This window comes from Flavobacterium granuli (assembly GCF_900129705.1).
GTDB classification, from domain to species: Bacteria; Bacteroidota; Bacteroidia; order Flavobacteriales; family Flavobacteriaceae; genus Flavobacterium; species Flavobacterium granuli.
The window spans coordinates 61312-87700 of the sequence record NZ_FQWO01000002.1 but is presented as its reverse complement, the minus strand read 5'-3'; the positions used below and the strand labels follow the sequence as shown (position 1 = coordinate 87700).

Genomic DNA, 26389 nt, shown 5'->3' with positions numbered 1-26389 from the left:
GGGAAATTGGTTTTTAATTTTAAATGGCAGGGATAAAAAAAACCATCAAAATTGCTTTTGATGGTTTTGTGGGATAGATAAAGTGTGTTCTTTATGCCAATAAATCCAAAACGTAGGAAGGGAACAATCCTAAGGCAATATTCAATACAATTGCTATAACGGCAACGGCATAAATCGTAATTGGAGTCGCTGTTCTTTCTTCGTTGGCTTCCTTAGTATACATCGCCAGGATCAATTTGAAGTAGTAACCTACGCTTATAATCGAATTGACTACGGCAACTATCACTAAGGCGATATAACCGGCCTGAATGGTCTGATTGAATAAAAACAGTTTGGCAAAGAATCCGGAAAATATTGGAATTCCAGCCATAGACAATAATGATGCTGTTAGAATAGCGGCTAATAAGGGATTGGTTTTTCCTAATCCGTGGAAATTGGTGATATCTTCGTTTTCGTTGTGTTTACAAACATATAGGATTACGCTAAAAGCAGCGATTCCCGCCAAGGCATAAGCAGAGGTATAATATAATAAGGTTCCGGCTGCGTTTGTAGTGCTTAGCAGGGTCATTAACATGAAACCGGCATGAGAAATTCCAGAGAAAGCTAAGATACGTTTTACGTTTACTTGTCGTAATGCCATAATATTTCCTACGGTCATTGAAGCCATAGAGATAATAACAATCACTAATTGGAAAGAAGGCGAAAGATCGGCATTCATCACGTTCAACAGTTTGAATAGAGTAGCAATAGCGACCACCTTTGCCAAAGTACTCATTAGGGCAGTGGTCAATGTAGGAGAACCTTCATAAACATCCGGAGCCCAGAAATGGAAAGGAACAGCGGCAATTTTGAAAAACATACCGATAGCAACCAAAATAATCCCAATAGGAAACCAAATCGGCAATTCGGCAGAACGGGATAATTCGCTGATTTCAATAACATCAAAACTTCCCATAGCACCGTAGATCAAACAGATGCCAAACAGGATGATACCAGAGGCGAAAGATCCCATTAAGAAATACTTTAGTCCCGCTTCGTTACTTTTTACACTCTGTCTGCTGCTTGATGCCAAAACGTATAAGGCAATCGATAAAATTTCGATCCCTAAAAAGAACATGGCCAAGTTGCCAAAAGAAACCATGGCAACCGCTCCTGCAAGCAAGAATATTTTTATGGCAATGAAATCCGATAGTTTTCCCGGTTGATTTTCGTAAAATTTATGACTTAAGATTACCAAGAAAAGGGTAAGGATTATAAACAAAGCTGAGAATGCCGTAGAAAATTTACTCACAATCATCATATTGTTGTAGTAGGCTTCAGGAGAGTTAAATTCGGATATATTTAATCCAAGGACAGCCAATAGTCCAATAACGGTTACGGGAATAATCGCTTTTCTCCATTCGAAAATTTCAAATAAAAGGCATAAAACACCTAATCCTATTATAGCTATTAATGTATTCATATTTTGATTTTTTGATTTGGGATTTTAGAATTTAGGATTTAATACCTGTTTATTACCTGATTCTATTATTCCTAACCTTAGTTTTTTATGTTATTTTTTTCTTTTATCGTTTTTATTCCTGCCGAAAAAATGGAAACCAATTCGTTTGCTTCTTGTATTAATTTTTCAAGCCGGACTTTATCACATTCAATTTCTAAACCTTTAATAAATTCTAACCAAAATAAACTTTCATCAGCTTCTTCATCTACAATTTTCAATTTATTTAGAAAATCAGCATCTGATTTTCCTCTGCAAACGGATCTGTAGTTTGCTGCAACTGAAGAAGAGGATTTAAAAAGTTGATAAGAAACTACATCAACTGCTTTGTTACGTTTCTTAAGTTCTTCCTTGGTCATAGCATAGTAATCCTAATTCGTAAATCCCTTAATCCTAAATTTAATTTACTCTATTAATATGAGTTAAAATATTTTCCAAACTTGGTGTGATCAAGTCTGTAATTGGTTTTGGATACATTCCAAAGAAGAAAATAACGCCGATAATCAGTACCAATGTTATCGCTTCTTTAGCAGTAACATCCGCAAATACTTTGCTGTTAGTTTCTCCCAGCATCACGTGTTGGTACATTTTCAACATATAATATGCTCCTAAGATAATGGTTGTTCCTCCTAAAAGGGCAAACCATAAGTTGATTTGAGAAAGGCTATACAGTACGGTAAATTCCCCAACAAAGTTGAAAGTGGTAGGCAGTCCCACAGATGCTAATACTAATAGTAAGAACATTGAAGCAAATTTAGGGGATTGGGAACGAATTCCACCCATTTCAGAAATGGTTCTGGTCTCGTATCTTCTAAAAATGATTTCAGCAATGAAGAACAATCCAACAACCACAAAACCGTGTGCAATCATTTGTAAAACGGCGCCTCGTAATCCGTCAATAGTTAGTGTATAGGTTCCGGCTGCAATTAAGCCTACGTGGGCCAATGAGGAATAAGCCAGTAATTTTTTCAGGTCTTTTTGTCTCAAAGCTACAATTGATCCGTAGATAACTCCAGCAATTCCAAGACCAATGAAGATATTCATGTATTCTTTTGCCGCAAGCGGTGAAATAGGCAATTGCCAACGAATAACGCTGTACAATCCCATTTTCAGCATGATTCCTGAAAGTAACATTGTCCCTGCAGCAGGTGCTTTTTGATATACTTTGGCTTGCCAGCTATGAAAAGGAATGATTGGAATTTTGATCGCATAGGCTAAGAAAAAAGCCAAGAAGATCCATAATTGCTCCGTAGCCGATAAATCCAGTTTGTAAAGATCTTCCAATAAGAAGCTTCCAGCTTGTTGGTACAGATAAACGAAGGCAATCAGCATAAATAATGATCCGGCAAGGGTATAAATAAAGAATTTTACCACTGCTTTTTTACGTTCTTCAGTATCTCCGTTACCCCAAAGTAAGGCAATGAAATAAATAGGAATTAATGATAGTTCCCAGAAAATGTAATATAAAAGCCCATCAGATGCTAGGAAAGTTCCTGCCATAGCAAAAGCCATAAACAAGATGAGGCTGTAGAATGCTTTCGCATTTTTATAGTCATTTCCAAAGGATGAAAAGATAATGATTGGTGTCAGAGCAGTTGTCAATAGTAGCATGGCTATAGATAGGCCATCGGCTTTTAAGGCAAATGCTATATTGGGCTGATTAATCCATTGGCTTAGGTAACTAATGTTTTCTCCGGCATTAAACTGGTTTAATAATTCGATGGAACACCCTAAAGCGGATAACCCAAAGAATAAAGCCACTTTTGAAGCCAGTTTGTCACCGGCAAGATAAGTTGCAAATGCACCAACAAGAAGTATAATTAATAGTAGTGATACGTTCATGGTATAAAATTATTGAGCTAAAAATAAATAGGTTACAATGGCGCAAAGTCCTAAAACAAAAGCAAAAAGATAAAAACCGATACTTCCGCTTTGTAATTTTTTACCTTGAAACGCTATTTCATTGGTTACTTTTCCTAATCCAAATACTAGAGATGACAAAGTAGTTTCTACTTGGTCTCTAAAGAATCTAGACAGGCTGTTGGTTGATTTTACAAATAGATAATCATAGATTTCATCTACATAATATTTGTTGTATAATACTTTTGCAAAACCGCTGATAGCAGCATCTTCTGCCGGAAGCTGATTTTGTTTGATGTATTTTGCATAGGCAATTGCGATTCCCACAATTCCGCCAATTACGGCAACAGCCATCAATGCATATTCTGTTGTTCCAAAATGATGTGCTTCGGTTGCTGTTTTGGTAAACAAAGGAGCAAGGTAAGCATTTAACCAACTGTTGGTCGGTAAACTAATCAATCCGCCAATTGTCGCTAAGATGGCCAAAACAATCAAAGGGAAAGTAATCAATGAAGGACTTTCATGCAAATGACTTTTCTGTTCTGCTGTACCTCTGAATTCTTTGAAGAAAGTAAGGTACAATAAACGAAACATATAGAAGGCGGTCATAAGAGAAGCTAAGGAAGCGATGAACCAAAGTACTTTGTTGTGTTCGAATGCTACTAATAAGATTTCGTCTTTTGAGAAGAAACCTGAAAAAGGCGGTATTCCTGAAATCGCCAAAGAAGAGATTAAGAAAGTGATGAATGTGATGCCCATTACTTTTTTCAATCCGCCCATGTTGCGCATGTCTTGTTCTCCATGTAAGGCATGAATCACAGAACCCGAACCTAAGAAAAGACAAGCTTTGAAGAAAGCATGCGTGATAACGTGGAAAACGGCCACTTCATAGGCACCTAAACCTAAGGCCAAAAACATTAATCCCAATTGAGAAACCGTAGAGTAGGCCAGTACTTTTTTGATATCGGTTTGAACCAAGGCAATTGTAGCGGCTACCAAAGCAGTTATCGAACCAACAATGGCAATAATATTTTGAACGTCTGGCGCTAAATCAAAAAGGAAATTCAATCGGGTAATCATAAAAATACCAGCCGTCACCATCGTTGCAGCGTGAATCAATGCCGAAACCGGCGTTGGTCCTGCCATCGCATCCGGTAACCAAGTGTACAATGGGATTTGTGCCGATTTTCCACAAGCTCCAATGAACAAAGCAAAGGCCGCAGCAGAAATCCAATAGATGTTCAGATCAGTTGCTCCAGCGATAGCTGTTTTTAAAGTAGCATAATCTAAAGTAGAGAATAAAGAGCCTAGGATGAACATCCCTATTAATAAGCCCAAATCACCAATACGGTTCATGATGAACGCCTTTTTGGCAGCATCGTTGAAATCTTGGTTTTTATGCCAGAATCCAATAAGAAGATAAGAACAAAGTCCAACACCTTCCCATCCGATGAATAATACCACTAGATTACTTCCAATTACTAAGGCAATCATGAAGAAGATAAACAAGTTTAAGTAAGCGAAAAACTTATGCATATTTTCATCATCATGCATATAGCTGATGGAGTACAGGTGTATCAACGAACCAATTCCGGTGACAAAAAGCAACCAAAGTATGGATAATTGGTCTAAAAGAAAACCAAAATCTACCTTGAAATTACTGATTTGGATCCAATCGAACAATTGAATGCTAATCGCTTGATGGCTTTGATTTATTTGAAGGAAAAAGAAAATGCTTAGCGCAAATGAAAGCACTACAGTGCCTGTTCCGATTATTCCGGAAGCAGTTTTACCAATGTTTTTTCCAAAGAAAATATTAAATAAAAATCCTAAAAAAGGAGCTAATAATAAGAGTAAAGCTAAATTCATGTCCATTATAGTTTATCCTTTTAAGTTTTTTAAATTATTGATGTCAATCGAACCTAAATTTCTAAATATCGAAACTAGAATGGCTAGACCTACGGCAACCTCTGCGGCAGCAACAGCCATCGAGAAAAACACAAAAATTTGTCCTTGGGCATCCTGGTGATAAGTAGAAAAGGCAACAAACAAAAGGTTGACCGCATTCAACATAATTTCGATAGACATAAATACAATGATAGCATTTCGTCTGTATAAAACTCCAAAGATCCCAATACAAAAAAGTATAGTAGAGAGAAAAATGTAGTTTTCGATGCCTATTTCATTTAAAATATTATTCATTTTATTTCCCTGTTTTTTCTTTTTTAGACAATAGAACGGCTCCAATCATTGCTACTAAAAGCAGAATGGACGCAAATTCAAAAGGTACCATATATTCGTTCAACAGCACATGACCCAAAACTTTTATGGATTGGTAATCTTCACCTGTGTGAACATATTCGCCAATAATTGGTTTAGAGTTGATGAAAACCAAAATTAAAACGATACAAATCAAGCAAAAAGAAACAATGGCTCCCAGACGCGTAATTCTTGGTTTATGTACTTCGTTTTCCTTGTTTAAATTCATCAACATGATGGTGAACAAGAATAAAATCATAATCGCTCCTGAATAGACAATAAGATGCATTATCGCCAGGAACTGAGAATTCAATAATAAATAATGACCGGCAATAGAGAAAAAACAGATCACCAGATAAAGTGCACTGTGAATAGGGTTTCTGCTAAATATAGTCAAAAATGCTGTTGACAAAGTGATGGCAGCTAAAACACAAAATATAATAAGTATCGTTGACATTAGTTAGCGTTTTTAAGTTGAGCATTTTTCATTGCGATATCCAATGGCATAACTAATTTGTCTTTACCGAAAATAAAATCTTCTCTATCATAGTTAGCCGGAACCAATACTTTTGAAGTAGTCAGATAAATAGCGTCTTTTGGACAAGCTTCTTCACAGAGTCCGCAAAAAATACAACGCAACATATTGATTTCATAAATCGAAGCATATTTTTCCTCACGGTACAGCATTTTCTCTTCCGGTTTGCGTTCAGCGGCTTTCATCGTAATGGCTTCGGCCGGGCAAGAAAGGGCACATAAACCACAAGCAGTACAGTTCTCTCTCCCTTGTTCGTCCCTTTTTAACTGGTGTTGTCCTCTGTAAACAGGGCTCATTGTACGTTGCTGTTCTGGGTATTGAATGGTCACCTTTTTGGAGAATAAATGTCTTAATGTTATCATCAAACCTTTGACAATTGCAACAAGGTACATTCTTTCCCAAAAGGTCATCTCTTTATTGGAGACCAGCTTTTTTCTTCCCGATAAGGATATGGCTTCTATTGACATTTTTTTAATTTTTATTTGTAGCTTATTCCTGCTATCCGCTTTATCTTTTATTTTTTAAAGAAAAAAATAAAAGGATGCCGCTGCTATCAGGGCTAGTGCTTTTCTATATGAATATAATCTTAATTTCTAAGGAGATTAAAATCCTAAATAGCTGGCTATTTCGGCTCTTAAAATTACGATTCCGGTAATGACGATATTGATAATCGACAACGGAATTAGTATTCTCCATCCTAGATGCATCAATTGGTCGTATCTAAATCTTGGAATTGTCCATCTTACCCACATGTAAAAGAAAATGAAACCGCATATTTTTGCAAATAATACTGCAATTCCTATAATGTTGGCAATGTTCACACCCCAGTTTTCCACTGCCCAGCTCATTCCGGGATAATTATATCCGCCAAAGAATAAAACAGCAAGTATTGCAGAGGAGATAAACATATTGGCATATTCAGCAAATAAATAGAATCCCATTTTCATTGATGAATATTCTGTATGATATCCTCCAATTAATTCCGTTTCGCATTCTGCTAAATCAAATGGAGTTCTGTTTGTTTCCGCAAAAGCACAAATCAGGAAAATCAAGAAAGACAGTGGCTGGTAAAACACATTCCAGTTCATTTCTGATTGTTGCAATGAAATCTCTCTTAAGCTTAGTGTTCCTGTCATCATCAATAAGGCTATTAATGACAATCCCATCGCTACTTCATAGGATATCATTTGCGAAGCGGCACGTACTGCTCCCATCAAGGAGAATTTATTGTTAGAAGCCCATCCACCTATCATAATACCATAAACGCCTATAGATAATATCCCGATGATGTATAATAGGGCAATATCGATGTCAGTGGCTTGTAATATAATATCTCTTCCAAAAAGATGGAATTTATCGCCCCAGGGAATTACGGCACTGGTCATCAGAGCTGTACTCATAGCGATAGCAGGCCCTACGAAAAATAAAAAACGGTTGGGCGTGTTTGGTTCAAATTCTTCTTTCGAGAATAATTTTAATCCATCGGCAAGTGGTTGTAAAATACCGCCTTTTCCTGCTCTGTTTGGTCCAATACGATCTTGAAGCCAAGCTGCTACCTTACGTTCGGCTAGGGTAGAGTACATTGCCATAAGCATGGTAATGGCAAAAACAACTAGTATGATGATACTTTTTTCTATAATGATTGTACTATCCATTTCTTAAAGGTTACCATGTTTAAAATCTTCTCCTTCTTCTTTGGCCAATGGAATAGCAGACATACTGATTTTCTTGCGGTCTTGCTCTCTTCCTTTAAGAATTCCTTCTTCGGTAGCGATATGAACTGTTTCTAGTTCTTGAGTATAATTGTTTTGATTGATAACCGAATCTTTGTCAAATTCTCTTGGTCCTTCAATAACCCAGTCAGCCGGATCTTTATGGTCAAAACGACAACCATTACAGATGAATTCTTCTACTTCATGGTAGACATCTTTTCTTCCTGTAACTCTTTGTATTTCGTCTCCAAACATCCAAAGTGTGGTTTTACCGCAACATTTGTCACAGTCTCTGTGCGCATTATACGGTTTGTTGAACCAAACTCTCGATTTGAATCGGAAAGTTTTATCGGTCAATGCTCCTACCGGACATACATCAATCATATTTCCGGAAAATTCATTGTCGATGGCTTTAGAGATACAGGTCGAAATATTCGAATGATCTCCTCTGTCCATAACACCGTGAACGCGTTGGTCTGTCAATTGGTCGGCCACCATTACACAACGGTAACAAAGGATACAACGGTTCATGTGCAGTTGAATATTTGGACCAATGTTTTCAGGCTCAAATGTTCTTTTTTCTTCTATAAAACGGCTTTTTGACTTTCCGTGTTCGAAGCTCAAGTCCTGTAAGTCACATTCTCCCGCTTGATCACAAACTGGGCAATCTAGGGGATGATTGATCAATAAAAACTCAGTTACTGATTCTCTGGCTTCTTTTACTCTATCCGAAGATTTGCTGTTGATTTCCATTCCATCCATGCAGCCTGTTACGCAGGAAGCCATCAATTTTGGCATTGGTCTTGGATCGGCATCGCTTCCTTTGGCAACTTCTACCAAACAACAACGGCATTTTCCGCCGCTCCCTTTTAGTTTAGAATAATAGCACATAGCAGGTGGTACTGATTCCCCGCCTATCATACGTGCTGCTTGTAGAATGGTCGTTCCTGGTTCTACTTCAATCGCTTGACCGTCTATTGTTACTTTCATTTCTTACTTTTGTTTTTTTAGTTTAAAAGTTTAAAGTTTCAGGTTGCTACACTTGTAACTAAAAAAAACTTAAAACTTGAAACTAATTTAAACTGTTTGTTTCGTTACTAAATGCTTTACTTTTTCAAAAGGCTCGGCAACAAAATGGTCTCTGTTTTTTATTTTTTCCGGGAAACGAACATGGTATTCAAATTCGTCTCTAAAGTGACGAATAGCTGCTGCTACCGGCCATGAAGCCGCGTCACCTAATGGGCAAATTGTGTTTCCTTCAATTTTACTTTGAATGCTCCAAAGTAAATCAATGTCCTCTTCACGTCCTTGACCGTTTTCAATACGCCATAATACTTTTTCTAACCATCCTGTTCCTTCACGACAAGGGGAACATTGTCCACAGCTTTCGTGGTGGTAGAAACGGGCAAAGTTCCAAGTGTTGCGTACAATACAAGAAGTATCATTATAAACGATAAAACCTCCTGAGCCCAACATAGAACCTGTTGCAAATCCGCCATCACTTAGTGATTCGTAGGTCATCAAACGATCTTCGCCGTTTGCGGTTTTATAAATCAAATCAGCAGGTAAAATTGGGACTGATGAACCTCCGGGCACTAAAGCTTTCAAAGGTCTGTCGGAACTCATTCCGCCAAGATATTCGTCAGAATTCATGAATTCGTAAACGCTTAATCCCAATTCAATTTCATAAACACCAGGATTTTTGATATGTCCTGAAGCCGAAATTAATTTGGTTCCAGTAGATCTTCCTATACCAATTTTGGCATAGTCATCACCGGAATTATTGATGATCCATGGCACGGTAGCAATGGTTTCCACATTGTTCACCACAGTTGGATTTGCCCACAATCCAGAAACTGCCGGGAAGGGCGGCTTGATGCGAGGATTCCCTCTTTTTCCTTCTAATGATTCAATCAATGCGGTCTCTTCACCACAGATGTAAGCTCCGGCACCGCAATGAACATAAAGTTCTAAGTCGTATCCTGAACCTAATATGTTTTTTCCTAACCAACCCGCAGCTTTCGCTTCGGCAATGGCTCTTTCCAGAATTTTGTAAACCCACATGTACTCTCCACGAATGTAGATATACGATAAGTTAGCTCCTAAAGCGAAACTGGAAGTAATCATTCCTTCGATCAAGAGATGAGGAATAAATTCCATCAAATAACGGTCTTTGAATGTTCCCGGTTCAGATTCGTCGGCATTACAAACTAAATGTCTTGGTTTTCCTGATTTTTTATCGATAAAACTCCATTTCATTCCGGCAGGGAATCCAGCACCACCACGACCGCGAAGGCCTGATGTTTTAACTTGCTCCACGACTTCGTCAGGAGACATTGTTTTTATTGCTTTCTCTACAGAAGCGTAACCGCCGTTTTGACGATACACTTCATAGGTTTTGATTTCTGGAATGTTTATTTTGTCTAATAATATTTTTTTTGACATCTTATTTATCGTGTAATATTATTTTATTATCTCGGCAATCAGTGATTAGCTGATCGATTTTTTCTTTGGTCAAATGCTCTTTGTAAAAATCACCCAATTGCATCATAGGGGCATAGCCACAAGCGCCTAAACATTCGACACCTTTTACTTCGAAGAGGCCATCCGGAGTTGTTTCGCCTATTTTTACACCCAATTTTTCGCAGGTATAATCCATCAAATCTTCTGTTCCATTGAGGCAACAAGGGGAGGTTTGACAAAACTCAAACATGTATTTTCCAATTGGTTTTTGGTTGTACATCGAGTAAAATGAAACTACTTCATATACTTCAATAGGTAGTATTTGAAGAATTTCGGCTACTTTATCCATTAGTTCAATGCTCAACCAGTTTTCATGAGCGTCCTGAACTTCGTGTAAAACAGGGAGTAAGGCTGATTTTCGTTTGTCTGCGGGATAATGACTGATTAATTCATTGATGCGATTCATCAATGCTTCAGTCATGTTTATTTCTTGTTTGTAATGAGTACGTTCCATAATTTATGCGTCTAATTCTCCGGCAATTACATTTAAACTTGACAAAATCACAATAGCATCAGAGAGTAATGCTCCTTTGATCATTTCAGGATAGGCTTGGTAATATATAAAGCAAGGTCTTCTAAAATGAAGTCTGTAAGGAGTACGGCTTCCGTCTGTTTCTAGGTAAAAACCAAGTTCTCCGTTACCGCCTTCTACAGCATGGTATATTTCTGCAACCGGAACGGGAACTTCTCCCATTACAATTTTAAAGTGATATATTAAGGATTCCATGCTAGTGTAAACATCTTCTTTCGGAGGCAGGTAGTAGTCAGGAACTTCGGCATGGTAATCATTGCCTTCCGGCATTTTTGCCAATGCTTGACGAATGATACTTAAACTTTCCCAAACTTCGGCATTACGTACACAAAAACGGTCGTAAGTGTCGCCTGATTTTCCTACTGGAATTATGAAGTCAAAGTCCTCATAAGAGCTGTATGGTTGTGCCACACGTACATCGTAATCAACACCTGCCGCACGTAAGTTAGGCCCAGTGAATCCATAAGCCATTGCTTGTTCGGCAGAAATCGGACCTACGTTTACCGTTCTGTCAATGAAAATTCTATTTCTTTCGAATAAGTTTTCGAATTCTTTCCAAGCTGCCGGAAATTCTTCTAAGAACAAGTCTAATTTTCTAAAAGCTTCTGGAGACCAATCTCTTTCGAAACCACCTATTCTTCCCATGTTTGTTGTTAGACGAGCACCACAAATTTCTTCGTAGATTTCGTATATTTTTTCTCTAAACTGGAAAACATAAAGGAAGCCGGTATAAGCCCCGGTGTCTACACCCAGGATAGAGTTACAGATGATATGGTCTGCTATTCTTGCTAATTCCATTACGATAACCCTTAAATATTGGGCGCGTTTTGGCACTTCAATATCCAATAGTTTTTCTACAGTCATCCACCATCCCATATTGTTGATAGGCGATGAGCAGTAGTTCATTCGGTCTGTAAGTGGAGTGATTTGGTAAAAAGGACGGTTTTCAGCGATCTTTTCAAAGGCACGGTGAATGTAGCCAATAGTTGGTTCGGCGTCTAAAATCCGCTCCCCATCCATTAACAGAATATTTTGAAAAATTCCGTGTGTAGCGGGGTGAGTAGGACCTAAATTCAGAATAGAAAGCTCGCTTCCGTCTTCATTTAGCTTCTCTTTTATTATTTTGGCATATCGATGCTCTGGTGGTAATAATAGTTCTGACATTTATAGAATGTGAAAAATTATAGAATGTGTTTTTAGCAATTGTCTATTGTTCTACCGAAAAAACGATCGTCTTTATCTGTTCTTCCGCCGTCTTCCATAGGGAACTCCTTACGCATTGGAAAAGAAATCATTTCATCCATATTTAAAATACGTTTCAATTGTGGATGACCTATAAAATCTACACCATAAAAATCAAAGGTCTCTCTTTCCATCCAGTTTGCACTTAGGAAAATGTTTGATATTGTTTTTATTTCCGGTTTTTCACCGTTGATGTAAGTTTTTATTTTTATACGTTTGTTTTCGTACCAATTGTGCAAATGATAAACAATCGCAAATTGCTTGTTAACTTCATTATCAGGATAATGTATTCCGCATAAGTCAGTCAAAAAGTGAAATCGTAAGCTAGGATCGTTTTTCAAGAATAAAATGATGGCTTTGTTTTTATCCGCATCAATTTCAAAAGTAAAAATATCTTTTTGCTGTTGAAAATTGAAAACGCTTTCGCCAAAGTTTTGCGTTAATTTATCTTGAATCTCTGTATTTTCTAATGCCATCTTGATTATTTGATATTATAAGAAGCTAATAATTCTTGGTACTCTGGAGAACTTCTTCTTCTTACAGATTCATTTTTTACTAGTTCTTGCAATCTCATTACTCCATCTACAATTTGTTCCGGTCTTGGAGGGCAACCCGGAACGTAAACGTCAACCGGTATTACTTTGTCAATTCCTTGAAGAACAGAGTAGGTGTCAAAAATCCCTCCTGATGTTGCGCAAGCACCTACGGCAATAACCCAACGAGGTTCTGACATTTGTTCGTATACCTGGCGTAAAATAGGGGCCATTTTTTTTGAAATAGTTCCCATTACCAACAGCATATCTGCTTGACGTGGAGAGAAACTCACACGCTCAGATCCAAATCGTGCCAAATCATAATGAGATGCCATGGTTGCCATGAATTCAATACCGCAACAAGAAGTTGCAAAAGGCAGAGGCCAAAGTGAATTAGCTCGGGCTAAACCTACAACATCATTTAGTTTTGTAGCAAAGAAACCTTCGCCTACAACACCTTCTGGCGGTTCAACCATTTTTATATTTGAATTGCTCATTTTATATTTTTATTTTGAATTTTGAATTGTAAATTTTGAATGTTCAAAACCATTTTTAATTCATCATTTTTAATTTAAAATAAATTTATTATTCCCACTCTAAAGCTTTCTTTTTGATGATATAGAAAAAACCAATCAAAAGTAAAGACATAAATATCACCATTTTAACCATGCCTTCGATGCCAAGTTCTTTGAAGTTGACAGCCCAAGGATAAAGGAAAATTACTTCGATGTCAAATAAAACAAAAAGTATAGCGACAAGGAAATATTTTACAGAAAAAGGAATTCGAGCATTTCCTACGGATTCGATCCCGCACTCAAAATTAGCATCTTTAACTTTGGAAGATCTTTTTGGGCCTAATTTTCCAGAAACGATGATTGTTCCTACAACAAATCCAACAGCCAGTAAAAACTGTATTAAAATAGGGATATAATTTAATTGATCAGATTGCATAATTGTCTTTTTTAGCACTAAAATAAGCCACAAAGATAGGTTTCAAGGAATTAAAACACAAGCCAAATCCGGAAATTAGTAGGAGCTAAAATAGGGTTCCTCCTTAATTTTTAATGATTATAAATAAGGAATTTTGTTTTGTGTTTTCTTAGCGGTATTTTTCGTTGGGAGCAAAAAAAAACGTTCCGAAACAAATCGGAACGTTTTAAACATTCGTAGGCAAAAAAAAATATTTTTTTATGCTTAGATAACTGCTACTTTCGCAGCAACTTTTCCTTTTCTTCCTTCTTCTTCTTCGTAGCTAACTCTGTCACCTTCGCGCAATTCTTCCGCGTTGATTCCTGAAGCGTGAACAAAAATGTCTTTTCCTGTTTCTTCGTCTGTAATGAATCCGTAACCTTTAGACTCATTGAAAAATTTAACTGTACCTGTACGCATTGTAATAGTAATAATAATTTATAATGAGGCAAATGTAATCTTTAATATAATACGAACGCTAAAATTCTAATATTTTTTTGCAAAAATATTGATATTCAGTGTTTTCGTCCTTTAAATGCTGTCTAGCTTTATGTGTAACTCTTTTAATTGCGAAGCATCAATTGTTGAAGGGGCGTCTATCATTACATCTCTTCCGGAGTTATTTTTTGGAAAGGCAATAAAATCACGAATGGTTTCCTGACCTCCTAAAATAGCTACTAAACGGTCTAATCCGAATGCTAATCCTCCATGTGGCGGAGCGCCAAACTGGAAAGCATCCATTAAGAATCCGAATTGTGCTTTTGCTTCTTCTTCGGTGAAGCCTAAGTATTTGAACATTAATTGTTGGGTTGCTTTGTCATGGATACGAATGGAACCTCCTCCAATTTCATTACCATTCAAAACCATATCATAGGCATTTGCACGAACTTTTCCAGGGTTGGTTTCCAGTAAGTGCATGTCCTCTGGCTTAGGAGAGGTAAACGGATGGTGCATTGCGCGGTAGCGACCGCTTTCTTCGTCAAACTCTAATAAAGGAAAATCAACTACCCAAAGTGGGGCAAATTCTTCTGGTTTTCTCAATCCTAGACGCGTGGCCAGTTCCATACGAAGTGCTGATAATTGGGTACGTGTTTTATCTGCCGGACCGGAAAGGACAAAAATCATGTCACCGGCTTTTGCTCCGGTTGTTTTGGCCCAATTCGATAAATCATCTTGATCGTAAAATTTGTCTACAGACGATTTGTAGCTTCCGTCTTCATTGCATTTTACATACACCATTCCGCTTGCGCCTATTTGTGGGCGTTTTACCCAATCAATTAAGGCGTCAATTTCTTTACGGGTATAATTTCCTGCTCCCGGAACTGCAATTCCGACAACTAGTTCGGCGGCATTGAATACCGGGAATTCTTTGTGTTGCGCAAATTCGTTTAATTCTCCAAATTCCATTCCGAAACGGATGTCCGGTTTGTCATTTCCATAGGTTTTCATCGCGTAATCGTAGGTAATTCTAGGGAATTTATCTACGTCTACTCCTTTTATTTTTTTTAGTAAATGTCTTGTCAGTCCCTCAAAAACATTCAGAATGTCTTCTTGTTCTACAAATGCCATTTCGCAATCGATTTGCGTAAACTCAGGCTGTCTGTCGGCACGTAAGTCCTCGTCGCGGAAGCATTTCACGATTTGGAAGTATTTGTCCATTCCGCCCACCATCAATAATTGTTTGAAAGTTTGTGGCGATTGCGGCAAGGCATAGAATTGTCCTTCATTCATTCGGGAAGGAACAACAAAATCTCTGGCTCCTTCAGGAGTTGATTTTATAAGGTAAGGTGTTTCTACTTCGCAGAAATCCAAGTCTGAAAGGTATTTTCGAACTTCCATTGCCACTTTGTGACGGAAAAGCAAGCTGTTTTTTACCGGGTTTCTTCTGATATCCAAGTAGCGGTATTTCATTCGAATGTCTTCCCCACCGTCAGTTTCATCTTCAATAGTGAAAGGAGGTGTCAAAGCGCTGTTCAATATGTTTAGTTCAGTAACTAAAATTTCGATTTCACCTGTTGGGATGTTTTTGTTTTTGGCTTCACGCTCAATAACCGTTCCTTTTACTTGGATAACAAATTCGCGTCCAAGTGTTTTGGCTAATTCAAAAACGGATTTGTCCGTACGGCCTTCATCAAAAATAAGTTGAGTAATTCCGTAACGATCTCTTAAATCTACCCAATTCATAAATCCTTTGTCTCTGGATTTCTGAACCCAACCGGCTAGAGTAACCTCAGTATTAATGTGTGAAGCGTTAAGTTCTCCACAGTTATGACTTCTATACATTATCAAAATTTTAGGATACAAAAGTAGCGACAAAAATTAAATTAATCCCGAAAAGAGACAAACTTCAATAAATTAATTTTTTGTTAATTTTTAATTTCACTCCAGTTTAATCAATTAGATTTGGTTATAATATTAAACTATAACCATATGAAAAAATTATTTTTTATTGCCATAGCATTTGTCTGCGCTGTTAATGCTATTGGGCAAACTAAGGCTGATTTATCTTTTAAGGCTGAAATTGCCAATAGAAATACGGATGCTATCAGCTTTTTGGATCGAAATACCGGAAAAGAAGTCAAAAAGATTTTAGTTGGAAAAGATGGAATTTTTAAAGATTCTTTTTCTGTAGAAGAAGGGTTTTATATGTTGTTTGATGGAAAAGAATACACTCAATTGTTTCTTAAAAACGGCTATGATTTAAAGCTTAAAATGGATGCTCAAAAATTTGATGAGTCAATTGTGTATTCCGGAAAAGGAGCTGTTGAGAATAACTTTTTGGCAAAAAACGCCATGGAAGATGCAAAATACGATTATGATAGTCTTTTGGCTTCAAATGAAGAAGGTTTTGCGAAGCTTATCGGCGAGAAAAAAACGGCTGATTTGTTGAAATTAAACAACACTAAATTGGATTCAAAATTCGTTGAATTACAAAAAATAAGTATCGAAAGATCTGTAGAAGGTTTGACTAAATACCATCAGAAAGGTTTGGAGGCAAACAAAATGAACGGTACGCTATCTCCTTCTTTTGAGTATGATAACTATAAAGGCGGAAAAACAAAATTAGAAGATTTTAGGGGAAAATATGTTTACATAGATGTTTGGGCCACTTGGTGCGGTCCTTGTCGTACTGAAATTCCGTTTTTAAAAAAAATGGAAGAGAAATATCATGGTAAAAACATTGTTTTCTTGAGTATGTCTATTGATAAATTGAAAGACATTGAAAAATGGAAAACAATGATCAAAGAAAAAGAATTAGGTGGAGTTCAGGTTTTTGCCGATAATGATTGGAATTCTCAGTTTGTAAAAGACTTTAATATTACAGGAATCCCTAGATTTATTTTGATAGATCCAAACGGAAAAATTGTTAAAGCTGATGCGCCAAGACCTTCTAGTGCCAATATTCAAGTAGAATTGGATGCTCTTTTGAACTAGTTTCTATTTCTTGCTTATATCAAAAACACCAATGTGACAAACATTGGTGTTTTTTTGTTATTTACTTAACAGACAGTTTTGTGACTTTTTGATAAAGTCATTGTTAGTGAAAAAATTAAGATTCTTTAGTCTCTCTTTTTATTGCGTAAAAAATACGATTTATGTTTGTTTTTAGTCGTTTTTATAGGGAATGTGAAATTTAAAACGATATTTTTTTGAAAAAATATACCAGTACCTACCGGTTTTTTGTAACTTGCCCAAAAAAAGGGGTTCATGAAAATTATTTCGATTCAAAATAATTTAGGGTTGCCAAAATATAGGCAAATAGTTTTATCAATTGAAAAAGCAATTGAAAAAGGGATATTAGCAAAAGGGGAGCGGCTACCTTCCATAAACAAAGTTTGTTTAGAGTTTTCATTGTCTCGGGATACCGTTTTGCAAGCCTATGAAGAATTAAAGAAAAGAGGGATTATTTATGCAATTCTTGGAAAAGGATATTACATAAAGAGCACCGAAGTAACCATCAAACAAAAAATATTTTTATTGTTTGACGAGTTGAATATTTTCAAGGAAGATATTTATAATTCATTTTTAAAAAGTATTGGCGATGATGTTCAGGTTGACATTTTCTTTCATCATTTCAATAATGAAATGTTTCGAAAGCTGATCAATGAAAGCAACGGAAATTATACCAAATACATTATAATGCCTACCAATTTATCGGGTGCCGTTCTGGCGATAAAAACCTTGCCTGCAAAGGAAGTTTTTATATTGGATCAAACGAATCCCGAGCTGAAATCTTATCCTGCAATTTATCAAAATCATAAAAAAGATATTTATGACGCCTTGTTGAAAGGCAAGTCTAAATTGGATAAATTCAAAAAGCTAATTATTATTTTTCCGGGTTTTAGAGAACCATTAGGGATGAAAGAAGGTTTTGAGAACTTTTGTAAGGATTTTTCTTTTGAGCACGAAGTAATCACAAAGTTTGATAATCGTGACATTGAAGTGGGAGAAACTTATATTATTCCAAATGACAGGGATTTAGTGGCTGTTATTGAAAAATCAAAGCTTCAAAACTTGAAATTAGGAAGTGATTATGGTATTATTTCCTATAATGAAACTGCATTAAAAAAAGTGGTAGAAAACGGTATCACAACCATTTCTACAGATTTTGAGGCTATGGGAGAAATTTTGGCCCAAATGGTTCTGAAAGGGAAAAAAGAACAAATAGAAAACAAGTGTTCATTGATTATCAGGAATTCATTGTAAATAAAAAAACCTGCTCTAATGAGCAGGTTTTTTATTGATTTCTTCTATTTTTAAAGAGTGTGTTTTGGATTAAAACCGTCTTCGCTGAGTTCTTGGTGCACATAATCAGCAACCATCTCCGCTTCATAATCGATTTTTTCTCCTTTTGAGAATTTATGGATGATTTTTTCCATAATTTCATAAATCACAGGAACTACAATCAAGGTTAAGAATAACGAACTGATTAACCCCCCAATAATTACCCAAGCCAAACCGTTTTTCCATTCTGCTCCAGCTCCAGAAGCTAATGCAATTGGAAGCATACCAAATACCATCGCAATGGTTGTCATCAAAATTGGACGCAAACGGGCATGATTCGCTTGGATTAAGGCAGTACGGATAGATTCGCCTGCGGCTCTTCGCTGGTTCGTGTAATCTACAAGCATGATCGCATTCTTACATACCAGTCCAATTAACATGATTACTCCCAGGATGGTGAATATATTCAGTGTGTTATTGGTCAAAGCCAAGGCTAATAATACTCCAATAAATGAAAGCGGAATAGCAAATAGTACTACAAACGGGTGAACAAAGCTATCGTAAAGACCAACCATTACAAGGTAAACCAAAATAATGGCGGCTAACAATGCAATTCCTAAAGTACCAAAACCTTCACTTTGGTTCTCCTGATCACCTCCCCAAATATAGTTTACACCTACAGGTTTTTCAAGTTTGTCAATTTTTTCTTGCCATTGACCAACAATTGTTCCGGCTGGAACTCCCACGTTTTGACCTTGTACCGTTACCGATGCTGTTTTGTCTCTACGTTCTAATTTACTAGGACCAGAACCTTCGGTGATTTTGGCAAACTGATTTAGTTTGATTTGCTGACCAGCACTATTGATGAAAATTAAATTACTAACATCAGTAATGTTTTTTCTGTCAAAAGCATTGTATTTAATGTTGATGTCATATTCATATTCACCCGCTCTAAATTTTCCATCGGTATTACCGCTATAAGCTGTTTGCATGGTTAAACCAACGGTTTGCAGGCTTAATCCTAAAGCAGCCATTTTATCTCGGTCAACTTGTACGTTTATCTCCGGATTACCGTCTTCTACAGTTAATTTAATCTCAGTAGTACCCGGAATTTTGCGTAATTCAGCTTCAGCTAATTTTGCAAATTTCATTGCACTATCTACATTTGGACCCGTTACGATCAATCCTAAAGTAGCATCTTCAGCTGTTCCTAAAAGACCTACAGGAACGGTCTTCACTTTGGCACCTACTAAAACTTTTTCCAGTTTACGTTTTGTTTTTGCAGCATATACAGAGGCATCATCAGTTCGATCTTTTTGATCAATCATTTTAACGTTGATCTCTGCTTTGTAAGCTGTTGCTTGCGATGCTCCAAGACCTTCACTGGTTTGACCTACTGTTGTAATTTGACTAAAAACATAGGGTTCGTTTTTCAAGAAGGCTTCCGCTTGTTGGGTCATAAAGTTGGTTTGCTCTAAGGAAGCGTCTTTTGGCATTTCGATTTGAACCAGGAACTCACCACTATCCGATGCAGCGAAAAACTCACCACCAATATAGCCGCCACCAAGTAGTGAAAAAATGGATCCAAAGAAAAGGACCAATACCACTAGAATCGTTTTTATATAATGATCCAGACACCAGTTTAGCAAGTTGGAAACCCAGTTGGTAAAACGTGTTAAATAGCTTTCAAAGCCAAGGATAATTCTTCCAAAAGCATTTTTACCTTCAATATGTTCTAATTTTCCAAAACGGGAAGACAACCATGGAATAATAGTAAAGGAAGCTAATAAAGAGAATAAAGTGGAAATAATTACCGTAACACAAAATTGGGTAATGATGTTTGAAACTAAACCAGAACTCATTGCAATTGGTAAAAACACAACCACAATTACTAAGGTAATCGAAGTTACGGTGGCGCCAATTTCGGCAGTTCCATCATAAGAAGCTCGAATTCGGCTCTTGCCCATTTCCATGTGCCTGTAAATATTTTCAATTACCACAATAGCATCATCGACCAGGATACCTACCACCAGCGATAGTCCTAACAAACTCATTAAGTTAAGGGTGTAGCCCAATAAGTAGATTCCAATAAATGTTGCGATTAATGAAGCTGGGATAGCTACCATTACAATCAAAGAGTTTCGGATACTGTGTAAGAAAAACAACATTACAAAAGCAACCAAAAGAACCGCAATCAATAAATCATGTACAACAGAGTCAGCTGCTTCTAATGTGAAAACGGTACTGTCTTTTGCAACGTTTAATTTTAAATCGACTGATTTATAATCGCTTTCTAAGGTTTTAATAGTATTTAATAATTGCTCACTAACGGCAACCGCATTCGCATCAGATTGTTTTACAATTTGAAGTATAATGGCGCTTTTCTGGTCAATACGAGCAATTTTTTCGGCAATTTTTTGAGTATCCTGAACATCCGCAATGTCTCCTAAACGCACCTGAATTCCGTTTTGAGAGGAAACCACTAAGTTTCTCAACTCATCTACATTTTTATATTTACCCGCTAAACGAATTAATATTTTTTGTTCACGGGTTTGAATATTTCCTGTAGGGAAATCTAAATTTGATGATAAAATTACCTGTTGTACCTGTGGAACTGATAGTCCATAACCCTGCATTTTTACAGCATCAAGGTTTACCTGAATTTCACGTTCCTGACCTCCAATAATGTTTACTTGAGCGACTCCATTTACACGAGATAAAATAGGGGCAATTTTTTTGTCAATTAAGTCATAAAATTCGGCTTCATCCATTTTTCCATTGGCGCCAATGGTCATAATAGGTAAATCACTCAGCGAGAATTTTGTCAACGAAGGCGGATCGGCATCGTCTGGCAAGTCACTTAAAACGGCATTAATTTTACGTTGGGCATCATTCATAGAAATGTCAACATTGGCATTTGAAGTCAATGTAATAGATACTATCGAAAGGCTTTCGTAAGACTTAGAGTCTATTTTTTTTATATTTTCTAAGGATGCAATGGCGTCTTCAATCTTTTTGGTTACGGTGTTTTCTATTTCACTCGGAGAAGCTCCCGGGTAGACCGTTGAAACCGTAATCACGTTTGTTTCAAATTTTGGAATCAGTTCGTAACCTAGTTGGTTGTAACTGAATAATCCACCAAGAATCAGGATTGTAAACAATACAATCACCAGCGACGGACGTTTTATGGATATTTCGGCTAATTTCATATTTCTTTTTTGTTGATTCTTAAAATCAATTATTTAATGATTTCTACAGTGTTTCCGTCTTGCAAGTTAATTTGACCTGTAACAATTACGATTTCACCATCAGCTAATCCATTGATAATTTCGACTTTATCACCTAAGATTCTACCTGCCGTAACCTTTTTCAATTTTGCAATACCGTTTTCGACTACAAAAATTTCGTTGCTGCTTACACTGCCCACAAAAGCATTTCTAGGTACTACCGTTAGCATTTGTTTTTGTTGTTGAGAGGCAAATTGGGCTGTTCCATACATTCCTGCCTTTAGGTCGTTGGATGCATTGTTTGTGATTTCAATTTCTACTGGAAAGTTCAGGCTGCTATCTGCTTTTGCGGCAATAAAAGTAATTTTTCCAGAAAAGCTTTTGTCAGGATAAACGCTGGCCGAGATGTTGACTGTGTTTCCTAGTTTTAAGCTGGCTACTTGGCTTTCGTTTACGGTAACTTTCAATTTTAATTTGGAAACATTTACAATATCAAACAAGGCAGTTGCTGGCATTCCAGTTAAAATAGAACCCGGTTCAACATATTTTTTATTGATAAACCCTTTGATCGGGGCTTTTATTTTAGTGTCTCCAACATTAATATTGGCTTGTTTCAAATTGGCATCAGCATTTGTTAAAGCTAATCTTGCCTGATCTAACTGTTGTTTTGTAATACCTCCGGTTTTAAAAGCATTCTCATATCTGCTGTAATCCGCTTTGGCATTTTGGTATGCTGCTTGTGCTGCTTGAGCGTTTACGTTGATCACGTCACTTCTAACAATTAATAGCGTTTGTCCAACATTTACATAGTCCCCTTCTTTTACCAGAACGCTGGTTACTTTACCTGATTTTTCGGCTGAGAAAGTTAATTCCTGAGTAGGTTCAAAATTACCATTGGCACTAAAATCCAGAGAAACTTCTTCTGTTTTCACAGAGGCTGTTTTTACTGATACTGCCGCATTTTTTTCAGCAACAATAGCGGTTTTCTCTTCGTTTTCTTTTTTGTTTTTAGTTAATATGAATCCAATTAAGGCCAAAGATCCAGCGATGGCTACAATTGTTATAATAGTTTTTTTCATTTTGATCGTTATTTAATAAGTGTTTTTAATTCTCCTTTTGATTTGATTAATTGAATTTCTGCCAGTTTGTAATCTAATATCGCTGCAGTATAATTGTTTTGTGCCTCGGTCAATGCATTTTCAGCATCTAATAAATCAGTTAAAGTCGCTAATCCTTGAACGTAATTGTTTCGGGTATTTTCTAAGACTTCTTGGGCAAGTTTTGCGTTTTCCTTTTGATTTTCAATTGTGATTAAGCTATTGTCAATTTGGGTTTTTGCATTTGAAAAAGCCAAATCAAGTCCGAGTTGGGTGTCTTTTAGGTCTTCTTTAATCGCTCTTAATTCAACATCGGCTTTTCTGATTTTGGAGCGAGTATCAAATCCTGAAAAAATGGGTACTCTTAAATTCAATCCTATGGAGGAGAAATCTGACCAGTAAACACCGTCTGCCGGTTTTGCTCCTAAAGGCATTTTAGGACCTTGTCCTATATAGTTGTATCCTGCAGAAAGTGATAAAGTAGGGTAGTAGCCTGCTATAACTGACTTTTTTTGATATTCCAGTAATTCTTCCTGTTTTTTCAGCAGTAAAAATTCGGTTCTGTTTGCGGTATTTGGAACTTCAGTCAATGCCACAGGTGTTACTTCAAAGGCGGCTTTTGGAATTACTATTGCGCTTTCTATAGGCATTCCCATGTAAAATTTCAAGGCATTTTCCTGAATTTGAACGCCATTGAGGACTTGTTGGCGTTGGGTTTTTATGTTCGAAATTTTAACGATGATTCGATCCAGATCAATTTTTTTGGCAAGCCCATTGTCATATTGTCCCTGGATGATGTTTTTTACTTTAACCGTATTTTTATACATATTGTCTAAAACGTCCAAGTTTTGTCTTTGAACATAGATTTGGTAGTAGCTGTTTGCTACTCTTTCGATGACTTGTTCTTCAGTCAATTGCTCGTTGATTTGGTAAAATTCTCTTGTCGATTTTGCTGCTTTCAAACCGGTAAAAACCGATTGGTCAAAGATATTTTGGGTAAGAGAAATACCGGCAACAGAATTCCATTTTTGTCCAAAAGCGGCTTGAATTGTTGTTCCCGGCTGACCAAATCCAGCGCCATCAATGACAGTAGTTTGTATTATTGGATTATAAGTTAATCCTCCATTAGCTGAAATTTGCGGTAAGGCTCTGGAGCGAACTTCCTGAATTTGGTATTCGCTGTTCTCTACTTTTAGTTTTGCTTTTTTGGCATCCGCTTTATTCTCTAAGGCATAGCTAATAGCATCTTTTAGTGTCAGTGATTTAGCTTCCGAGGATTTCGAGCCAAGACTCTGGTCTTGTGCATTTGCTGTGAAGGCCAATGTTAAGACGGTTAATAAAATTAGTTTTTTCATTATCGGGTGAAGTTTAGTAAATTTTTCTCTAGTTCAATGATTCCTTCAGCTGTTGCCATAGCTCTTGTATGATATTCCAGAGCTTGTAGTTCTTTGTTTTGTGCATCTTTTTCAGAGCCTGTGTTTTCGTTGATGCTGAAAAGAAGGGTGTAATAGAATATAACGTAAGTGTTTATGTCTATATCCTGTCGATACAATCCTTGCTCAATCCCTTTTTGGATGTTTTGCTTGAACCATGCCTGACAAACGTCTATTTCTCTTGAGATGACAGTATGGTACATCGCTGGATAGTATTTTTTTAATTGATATAAAGGAGATGTGTCTGAAGAACTAAACATCTCTTTAAACATTCTTTTAATTTCAAAATTTTCTTTAATTGCATTGTGATCTTTGGCTGTAATGGTATCCACTATTCGATGCAATTCCTGATGAACCATTGTGGTACATTCTTCTATTAAAACCTCTTTGTTGCAGAAGTATTTGTAAATTGTTTTTTTTGAAATACACATTTCTCCTGCAATATCATCCATAGTAATGCTTTTAAAACCAAGTTTTAAAAACAATTCGCTGGCTTTTGATACTATTTTCTCTTTCATTGTGTTGAATTAGTTTTTATTTAAGCACTGAATTCCAGATTAGCAACGAGTTTAATGTCTTGGCCCATAGCTAAACCGCCAGAGTGATTATGCGAATTTAATGTTAAACCAAAATCTTTGCGATTGATGCTTCCGGTGATTTCAAAAGCTGCTCTGGTACTCCCGTTATAAGTTTCAATTCCTATAAGTTCTGCATCAAGTTCTACTACTTTGGTAATGTTTTTTACCGTCAAGTTTCCTTTGAGGAAGTTAATGTTTTTGTTTACTTTTTGGAATGATGTCGACTTAAAGCTGATAAGCGGGTATACCGTTGTGTCAAAAAGATCATTTAATTTTAAATGCGAATCCACCTGTTCTAGTTTGGTGTCTTTGTTGTTGATGTCTAAATCAAATGTGATGCTTGCATTTTCCAGCTCGTTGTTTTTAATGTCTAAGTAACCGTCAAACTTGTTTTTGGTTCCGGCTAAATAAGCAATTATGGAATGTCTAATTTTAATCAGAGCATCTGATTGATTCGAATCAATAGTCCATTTTGTTGTCATAATTAAAAAATGTGTCTGTTGCGTTTCGATTTAAAAACGCAATGGGAACGTTTAGTGTGAAAATTCGTTTGCAAATGTAAAGCGGAAACTCAGGAAACCAAAATAGTTTCCGCAGTATTTGCTTTTTTTTAACATTTCATTTAACAAGCCAGTTTGTTATAAGCGGTTAATGCTGTAATTTAGCCGAAAAATATTTTATGCACGCCATTAGCCAGTATCGAGATTTTTTCTTGACTTATTTAATGAATCAATCCATCCGTAAAGAACCTAAAAATCTATATGAGCCTATTGAATACATAATAGGTTTAGGAGGAAAGCGCATGAGGCCTTTGTTGACCCTGATGGCTTCGGAGGTTTTTAATGCAGATTATAAAAAAGCACTTCCAGCTGCTATGGCGGTAGAAGTTTTTCATAATTTTTCATTAGTCCATGATGATATTATGGATGATGCACCGTTGAGACGTGGACACGAAACGGTTCATGAAAAATGGGATCTCAATACGGGGATCTTGTCTGGAGATGCGATGCTTATTTTGGCCTATCAGTATTTTGAGCAATATGAACCTGCTATTTTCAGGGATTTGGCAAAATTGTTCAGTAAGACAGCACTCGAAGTTTGCGAAGGACAGCAATGGGATGTTGATTTTGAAGCTCGAAAAGATGTCACTATTGCTGAATATCTGAAAATGATTGAATATAAAACAGCCGTTCTGGTTGCTGCAGCGATGAAAATGGGTGCGATTGTAGCCCAAACTTCTGAAGCGAATGCAAATTTAATTTACGAATTTGGATTGAATTTAGGCTTGGCTTTCCAATTGCAAGACGATTTCTTAGATGCATTCGGCGATCCGGAAACCTTTGGAAAACAGTTGGGCGGTGATATTATTGTGAATAAAAAAACCTATTTGTATCTAAAAGCATTAGAGTTTTCGGCAAAAGAAGAAGGGCAGCAATTAATAGATTTGTTTTCTGTTCAACTGGAGGATAATTTGGATAAAATAAATGTGGTAAAAGAAATTTTTGTTCGTTCGGGAGCTTCAAAAGCGACCCAACAAGCCATACAGCAATATACTTTTCAAGCTTTTGATACCCTTGAAAAAATGGATATCGAGAAAGACAAGAAAGCGATATTGCGCGCTTTCGGCGAAGACTTGATGGGAAGGAAAGTATAGTGGGCAATAATC

General features: G+C 36.7%; 25 protein-coding genes. 3 read left to right on the top strand and 22 right to left on the bottom strand.

Annotation, left to right across the window (positions count from 1 at the left end; all coding sequences use genetic code 11):
* Nucleotides 1-91: 91 nt before the first annotated feature.
* The 17 genes from BUB25_RS03380 to aspS all read right to left on the bottom strand — a co-directional run bounded on the left by BUB25_RS03380 (nucleotide 92) and on the right by aspS (nucleotide 15946).
* Nucleotides 92-1462, bottom strand: a complete 1371-nt coding sequence (locus BUB25_RS03380) for an NADH-quinone oxidoreductase subunit N (RefSeq protein ID WP_072939997.1) — start codon at nucleotides 1460-1462, stop codon at nucleotides 92-94.
* A 77-nt stretch (nucleotides 1463-1539) separates the two neighbouring features.
* Nucleotides 1540-1857, bottom strand: coding sequence for a four helix bundle protein (locus tag BUB25_RS03375; RefSeq protein WP_072939995.1), 318 nt, complete (start codon nucleotides 1855-1857; stop codon nucleotides 1540-1542).
* A gap of 40 nt (nucleotides 1858-1897) precedes the next feature.
* On the bottom strand, nucleotides 1898-3340 hold the full coding sequence (locus tag BUB25_RS03370) for a complex I subunit 4 family protein (RefSeq protein WP_072939993.1): 1443 nt from the start codon (nucleotides 3338-3340) through the stop codon (nucleotides 1898-1900).
* Nucleotides 3341-3349: 9 nt separating this feature from the next.
* Nucleotides 3350-5233: an NADH-quinone oxidoreductase subunit L gene (gene nuoL, locus BUB25_RS03365; protein WP_072939991.1), complete on the bottom strand. Its 1884-nt coding sequence runs from the start codon at nucleotides 5231-5233 to the stop codon at nucleotides 3350-3352.
* A gap of 6 nt (nucleotides 5234-5239) precedes the next feature.
* Nucleotides 5240-5560 (bottom strand): NADH-quinone oxidoreductase subunit NuoK, encoded by a 321-nt coding sequence (nuoK, locus tag BUB25_RS03360; RefSeq protein WP_072939988.1) that lies wholly within the window; start codon nucleotides 5558-5560, stop codon nucleotides 5240-5242.
* Between the two features lies 1 nt (nucleotide 5561).
* Entirely contained in the window at nucleotides 5562-6074 is a 513-nt protein-coding gene (locus tag BUB25_RS03355; RefSeq protein WP_072939985.1) for an NADH-quinone oxidoreductase subunit J family protein, read from the bottom strand.
* On the bottom strand, nucleotides 6074-6619 hold the full coding sequence (locus BUB25_RS03350; protein WP_072939982.1) for a NuoI/complex I 23 kDa subunit family protein: 546 nt from the start codon (nucleotides 6617-6619) through the stop codon (nucleotides 6074-6076). The genes BUB25_RS03355 and BUB25_RS03350 overlap by 1 nt, the downstream gene beginning before the upstream one ends.
* Before the next feature lie 135 nt (nucleotides 6620-6754).
* Nucleotides 6755-7807: an NADH-quinone oxidoreductase subunit NuoH gene (nuoH, locus tag BUB25_RS03345; protein WP_072939979.1), complete on the bottom strand. Its 1053-nt coding sequence runs from the start codon at nucleotides 7805-7807 to the stop codon at nucleotides 6755-6757.
* Between the two features lie 3 nt (nucleotides 7808-7810).
* On the bottom strand, nucleotides 7811-8854 hold the full coding sequence (locus BUB25_RS03340; protein ID WP_072939976.1) for an NADH-quinone oxidoreductase subunit G: 1044 nt from the start codon (nucleotides 8852-8854) through the stop codon (nucleotides 7811-7813).
* A gap of 87 nt (nucleotides 8855-8941) precedes the next feature.
* Nucleotides 8942-10309, bottom strand: coding sequence for an NADH-quinone oxidoreductase subunit NuoF (gene nuoF / locus BUB25_RS03335; protein ID WP_072939973.1), 1368 nt, complete (start codon nucleotides 10307-10309; stop codon nucleotides 8942-8944).
* A gap of 1 nt (nucleotide 10310) precedes the next feature.
* Nucleotides 10311-10841, bottom strand: a complete 531-nt coding sequence (locus tag BUB25_RS03330) for an NADH-quinone oxidoreductase subunit NuoE family protein (RefSeq protein ID WP_072939969.1) — start codon at nucleotides 10839-10841, stop codon at nucleotides 10311-10313.
* Nucleotides 10842-10844: 3 nt separating this feature from the next.
* Complete coding sequence (locus tag BUB25_RS03325; protein WP_072939966.1) at nucleotides 10845-12083, bottom strand: NADH-quinone oxidoreductase subunit D; 1239 nt, start codon at nucleotides 12081-12083, stop codon at nucleotides 10845-10847.
* 32 nt (nucleotides 12084-12115) lie between these two features.
* Nucleotides 12116-12637: an NADH-quinone oxidoreductase subunit C gene (locus tag BUB25_RS03320; protein WP_072939963.1), complete on the bottom strand. Its 522-nt coding sequence runs from the start codon at nucleotides 12635-12637 to the stop codon at nucleotides 12116-12118.
* Nucleotides 12638-12642: 5 nt separating this feature from the next.
* Entirely contained in the window at nucleotides 12643-13191 is a 549-nt protein-coding gene (locus tag BUB25_RS03315; protein WP_072939960.1) for an NADH-quinone oxidoreductase subunit B, read from the bottom strand.
* 88 nt (nucleotides 13192-13279) lie between these two features.
* Nucleotides 13280-13645: an NADH-quinone oxidoreductase subunit A gene (locus BUB25_RS03310; protein WP_072939957.1), complete on the bottom strand. Its 366-nt coding sequence runs from the start codon at nucleotides 13643-13645 to the stop codon at nucleotides 13280-13282.
* Nucleotides 13646-13888: 243 nt separating this feature from the next.
* On the bottom strand, nucleotides 13889-14083 hold the full coding sequence (locus BUB25_RS03305) for a cold-shock protein (RefSeq protein WP_007137066.1): 195 nt from the start codon (nucleotides 14081-14083) through the stop codon (nucleotides 13889-13891).
* 111 nt (nucleotides 14084-14194) lie between these two features.
* A complete protein-coding gene (gene aspS, locus BUB25_RS03300) occupies nucleotides 14195-15946 on the bottom strand; it encodes an aspartate--tRNA ligase (RefSeq protein ID WP_072939953.1) in 1752 nt (583 codons plus the stop codon).
* Nucleotides 15947-16093: 147 nt separating this feature from the next.
* Between aspS and BUB25_RS03295 the strand changes: the two genes are divergently transcribed.
* The gene (locus BUB25_RS03295; protein ID WP_072939950.1) at nucleotides 16094-17098 is read left to right on the top strand and encodes a TlpA family protein disulfide reductase; all 1005 of its coding nucleotides are present in this window, start codon (nucleotides 16094-16096) and stop codon (nucleotides 17096-17098) included.
* Between the two features lie 273 nt (nucleotides 17099-17371).
* Nucleotides 17372-18370, top strand: a complete 999-nt coding sequence (locus BUB25_RS03290) for a GntR family transcriptional regulator (RefSeq protein ID WP_072939947.1) — start codon at nucleotides 17372-17374, stop codon at nucleotides 18368-18370.
* A gap of 50 nt (nucleotides 18371-18420) precedes the next feature.
* Here the strand turns inward: BUB25_RS03290 and BUB25_RS03285 are convergent, their stop codons facing one another.
* The 5 genes from BUB25_RS03285 to BUB25_RS03265 are packed head-to-tail and all read right to left on the bottom strand — an operon-like array spanning nucleotide 18421 to nucleotide 25205.
* Entirely contained in the window at nucleotides 18421-21597 is a 3177-nt protein-coding gene (locus BUB25_RS03285) for an efflux RND transporter permease subunit (RefSeq protein WP_072939944.1), read from the bottom strand.
* Between the two features lie 29 nt (nucleotides 21598-21626).
* The gene (locus BUB25_RS03280) at nucleotides 21627-22694 is read right to left on the bottom strand and encodes an efflux RND transporter periplasmic adaptor subunit (RefSeq protein WP_072939941.1); all 1068 of its coding nucleotides are present in this window, start codon (nucleotides 22692-22694) and stop codon (nucleotides 21627-21629) included.
* An 8-nt stretch (nucleotides 22695-22702) separates the two neighbouring features.
* Entirely contained in the window at nucleotides 22703-24067 is a 1365-nt protein-coding gene (locus BUB25_RS03275; RefSeq protein ID WP_072939938.1) for a TolC family protein, read from the bottom strand.
* Nucleotides 24067-24663 (bottom strand): TetR/AcrR family transcriptional regulator, encoded by a 597-nt coding sequence (locus BUB25_RS03270; RefSeq protein ID WP_072939936.1) that lies wholly within the window; start codon nucleotides 24661-24663, stop codon nucleotides 24067-24069. Before BUB25_RS03270 ends, BUB25_RS03275 begins: the two co-directional genes overlap by 1 nt.
* Before the next feature lie 20 nt (nucleotides 24664-24683).
* Nucleotides 24684-25205, bottom strand: coding sequence for a YceI family protein (locus tag BUB25_RS03265; protein WP_072939933.1), 522 nt, complete (start codon nucleotides 25203-25205; stop codon nucleotides 24684-24686).
* 197 nt (nucleotides 25206-25402) lie between these two features.
* Between BUB25_RS03265 and BUB25_RS03260 the strand changes: the two genes are divergently transcribed.
* Nucleotides 25403-26377, top strand: coding sequence for a polyprenyl synthetase family protein (locus BUB25_RS03260; protein WP_072939930.1), 975 nt, complete (start codon nucleotides 25403-25405; stop codon nucleotides 26375-26377).
* The last annotated feature ends 12 nt before the right edge of the window (nucleotides 26378-26389 follow it).

Coding starts and splice junctions, on each gene's coding strand:
- BUB25_RS03380 (WP_072939997.1), bottom strand. CDS start 1,462: ATGAATACATTAATAGCTATAATAGGATTAGGTGTTTTATGCCTTTTA.
- BUB25_RS03375 (WP_072939995.1), bottom strand. CDS start 1,857: ATGACCAAGGAAGAACTTAAGAAACGTAACAAAGCAGTTGATGTAGTT.
- BUB25_RS03370 (WP_072939993.1), bottom strand. CDS start 3,340: ATGAACGTATCACTACTATTAATTATACTTCTTGTTGGTGCATTTGCA.
- nuoL (WP_072939991.1), bottom strand. CDS start 5,233: ATGGACATGAATTTAGCTTTACTCTTATTATTAGCTCCTTTTTTAGGA.
- nuoK (WP_072939988.1), bottom strand. CDS start 5,560: ATGAATAATATTTTAAATGAAATAGGCATCGAAAACTACATTTTTCTC.
- BUB25_RS03355 (WP_072939985.1), bottom strand. CDS start 6,074: ATGTCAACGATACTTATTATATTTTGTGTTTTAGCTGCCATCACTTTG.
- BUB25_RS03350 (WP_072939982.1), bottom strand. CDS start 6,619: ATGTCAATAGAAGCCATATCCTTATCGGGAAGAAAAAAGCTGGTCTCC.
- nuoH (WP_072939979.1), bottom strand. CDS start 7,807: ATGGATAGTACAATCATTATAGAAAAAAGTATCATCATACTAGTTGTT.
- BUB25_RS03340 (WP_072939976.1), bottom strand. CDS start 8,854: ATGAAAGTAACAATAGACGGTCAAGCGATTGAAGTAGAACCAGGAACG.
- nuoF (WP_072939973.1), bottom strand. CDS start 10,309: ATGTCAAAAAAAATATTATTAGACAAAATAAACATTCCAGAAATCAAA.
- BUB25_RS03330 (WP_072939969.1), bottom strand. CDS start 10,841: ATGGAACGTACTCATTACAAACAAGAAATAAACATGACTGAAGCATTG.
- BUB25_RS03325 (WP_072939966.1), bottom strand. CDS start 12,083: ATGTCAGAACTATTATTACCACCAGAGCATCGATATGCCAAAATAATA.
- BUB25_RS03320 (WP_072939963.1), bottom strand. CDS start 12,637: ATGGCATTAGAAAATACAGAGATTCAAGATAAATTAACGCAAAACTTT.
- BUB25_RS03315 (WP_072939960.1), bottom strand. CDS start 13,191: ATGAGCAATTCAAATATAAAAATGGTTGAACCGCCAGAAGGTGTTGTA.
- BUB25_RS03310 (WP_072939957.1), bottom strand. CDS start 13,645: ATGCAATCTGATCAATTAAATTATATCCCTATTTTAATACAGTTTTTA.
- BUB25_RS03305 (WP_007137066.1), bottom strand. CDS start 14,083: ATGCGTACAGGTACAGTTAAATTTTTCAATGAGTCTAAAGGTTACGGA.
- aspS (WP_072939953.1), bottom strand. CDS start 15,946: ATGTATAGAAGTCATAACTGTGGAGAACTTAACGCTTCACACATTAAT.
- BUB25_RS03295 (WP_072939950.1), top strand. CDS start 16,094: ATGAAAAAATTATTTTTTATTGCCATAGCATTTGTCTGCGCTGTTAAT.
- BUB25_RS03290 (WP_072939947.1), top strand. CDS start 17,372: ATGAAAATTATTTCGATTCAAAATAATTTAGGGTTGCCAAAATATAGG.
- BUB25_RS03285 (WP_072939944.1), bottom strand. CDS start 21,597: ATGAAATTAGCCGAAATATCCATAAAACGTCCGTCGCTGGTGATTGTA.
- BUB25_RS03280 (WP_072939941.1), bottom strand. CDS start 22,694: ATGAAAAAAACTATTATAACAATTGTAGCCATCGCTGGATCTTTGGCC.
- BUB25_RS03275 (WP_072939938.1), bottom strand. CDS start 24,067: ATGAAAAAACTAATTTTATTAACCGTCTTAACATTGGCCTTCACAGCA.
- BUB25_RS03270 (WP_072939936.1), bottom strand. CDS start 24,663: ATGAAAGAGAAAATAGTATCAAAAGCCAGCGAATTGTTTTTAAAACTT.
- BUB25_RS03265 (WP_072939933.1), bottom strand. CDS start 25,205: ATGACAACAAAATGGACTATTGATTCGAATCAATCAGATGCTCTGATT.
- BUB25_RS03260 (WP_072939930.1), top strand. CDS start 25,403: ATGCACGCCATTAGCCAGTATCGAGATTTTTTCTTGACTTATTTAATG.